This window comes from Sandarakinorhabdus oryzae, assembly GCF_009733735.1.
In the GTDB taxonomy this organism is placed as follows: Bacteria; Pseudomonadota; Alphaproteobacteria; order Sphingomonadales; family Sphingomonadaceae; genus Sandarakinorhabdus; species Sandarakinorhabdus oryzae.
In genome coordinates this window covers 1-2,341 of sequence record NZ_WNJP01000277.1, presented here as the reverse complement: position 1 = coordinate 2,341, position 2,341 = coordinate 1, and the positions used below count along the sequence as shown (strand labels likewise).

General features: G+C 70.5%; 1 pseudogene. It reads right to left on the bottom strand.

From position 1 onward, the window contains the following. Window positions 1-2,341: pseudogene (locus tag GJ693_RS15535) on the bottom strand (MG2 domain-containing protein); the annotation flags it as partial.

Below are 2,341 nucleotides of genomic sequence, written 5' to 3'. Positions count from 1 at the left end.
GGGGGCCGTGATCGCCGGCCAGCCGCTGGCCACCACGCGCGCAGTGCCAGCCGCGCCCAGCGTCAACGGCTGTTCGGCCGCGCGCTGGGCGGTTGCGGCAGCGCCAGCCTCGTTGCCATCGCCATCCAGCGCGGCGAGGCCGGGCTGCACAGCCTCAGCGTTGAACTGCCAGCCCTCATAGCCCGGCACTTCGACACTGCGCGGCACGACGCGGGTGCGCAGCGTGACCGGCGTGCCGCCCGCTGCGCCGCCCGACAGGTAGGACAGCGCCAGATCGAGCGGCAGGCTGCGCGGCGCGACCGGGATCGCCTTGGGCCCGCTGATGCTCGCCCGGCTGGTGGGCAGGCGATATTCCTCCACCTGGAAGCGGCCGACGCTGCGTTGCTCCTGGCCAGCGGTGTCGAGGCGCAGGTCCCACTCACCGGCCGGCGCGCTGGCCGGCAGGTCAATGTGGCCAACCGGGTCGCCGCCATTGTCGAGCGTCACCTTCAGGCTGGTGTCGCTGGCCCAATGATGGGCGGTCAAACTGAAGGCAGCCTTGGCCGGCCGCCTGAAGCCGGCATCGCTGCCGCTGCGCTGGAACAATTTGAGATTGATACGCTCGCCGGGTTTGGCGAGCGTGCGATCGAGCACGGCATGGGCGAGGCGCCCGCCTTGCCAGTCCCCGGCGGGCAGGTTGAAATCAAACGCCTGGATGCCGCGGCCCCAGTTGGACAGGGCAAAGCTGTAATCATCGCCGGTGCGGGCCGAGATGATCAGCGTCGGGGTCTGTTCACGATAGCAGCCCGTATAGCCACTGGGGCGCGGCAGGCCGGCAGGGATACGGGCACGGCCCTGCGCATCACTCTTGCCCTGCCACAGCAATTGGCCGGAGCAGGCGTTGGACACGCGCAGCGTGGCGCCGGGCACTGGCGTCGCATCCGAAAGCCGCGTCACCCAGGCGAGACTCGCACCGTCGCCCCACTGGAAATGCACGGCCATGTTGGTGACCAGCGCGCCGGTGGCGACATGGCGGACGTTGCCTGCTCCCAGCAGCGCCGAACCCAGCAAGGGGGAGGCGATTTCGACCACGTGGAAGCCGCGCGTTTTCAGCGGAATACCCACCACCTGCATGGCGCCATCCCGGCTCCGCGTCACGTTGAAGCGCCGGCCCGGTTCGCTGGCATCGATCAGCGGCTGGCTGCGCGTCGTCTCGATGCTGCGCCGTTCACCATTGGCCAGCGGTTCGTCGCGGAAGGTCCGATCCTCGGCATCTTCCAGCCGGCGCAGCCAGCGGGCGATCGCGGCATCGTTGGTGGTGCTGATACTGCGCGTGGGCAGCGTGAGCGCGCTGGCCGGCAGCGGGTTTTCGACGCCGCGCAGAGTGACCGGCAGCACGCCGCCCTCCTCGGCTTCCAGGATCCCGAACGTGCCGGCAAACTTGGCCAGCGGCGGATAATCGGCGGTGGTGATGGCGAGCGGGAAGCGATTGGCGTTGGCGAGTTTGCGGCCGCTGTCGTCAGCCAGGCCGGCGGGCAGGGTGACGCGATAGTTGGCCCGTGCCGGCAGCGGCCCCTTGAAGCGCACTTCCTGCAGCATGTTGCTGCGTTCGGCCGGCAGTTCCGGCGCGATGCTCTGGCTGCCGGTGACCAGCCGGGCCTGCAGCGCCACCGCGCGCGGCACCGGCGCGGTGAAAGCGACGCGGATCGAATCGAGCGGCGAACAGGCGGCGCCGGCGTTGACCCGCGTGCATTCGATCCGCGCCGTGAAGGCCTGGCGCACCGTGAAGCGCTTCTGCCAGTCGCTGCCGGCGGTCAGGCCGTTGGCGGCGGCGACTGCCTTGCCCCACAAGATCGTCACCTTGCCGCCGGGCGGCAGCAGCCGGCGGCATTTCAGCGCCGTGATGCTGGCGCGGGTGGGCGGTGCGCTGCCATCGTCATAGGATGGCGCGCGCCAGCCGGCCTGTTCCAGGAAGCTGTTCAGCTGATAATTGCCGCGCGATCCCTTGATGATGGCGTCGCGCGTGGCATCGGGCAGCGGATCGAGCGGGATCTTCTCGCCCACGCCGTCGATCAGGCAGGCGGCCTGGGCGGCCAGGCTGGCCGGCGTTGGCGGGGCTTCGCTGGCGATCAGGAAAATCTGGTCTTCGGCCAGCTCTTCATAGTCGGGCGTGATGGCGCGCACGCTGGGCCCGGGCGTGGTGAAACGGAACGGCCCGGCGGCGGGCAGTGGGCGGCCGGCCAGATCCTTCAGGCCCGGCGCCAGGCTGAAACTGCACGCCCGGCCGCCCGGCAACGCCGCCGCCAGATCGATGGCGTAGCGCTGCGGATCGAGCCAGTGGCCCGCGCCGCCGGCGCCGCAA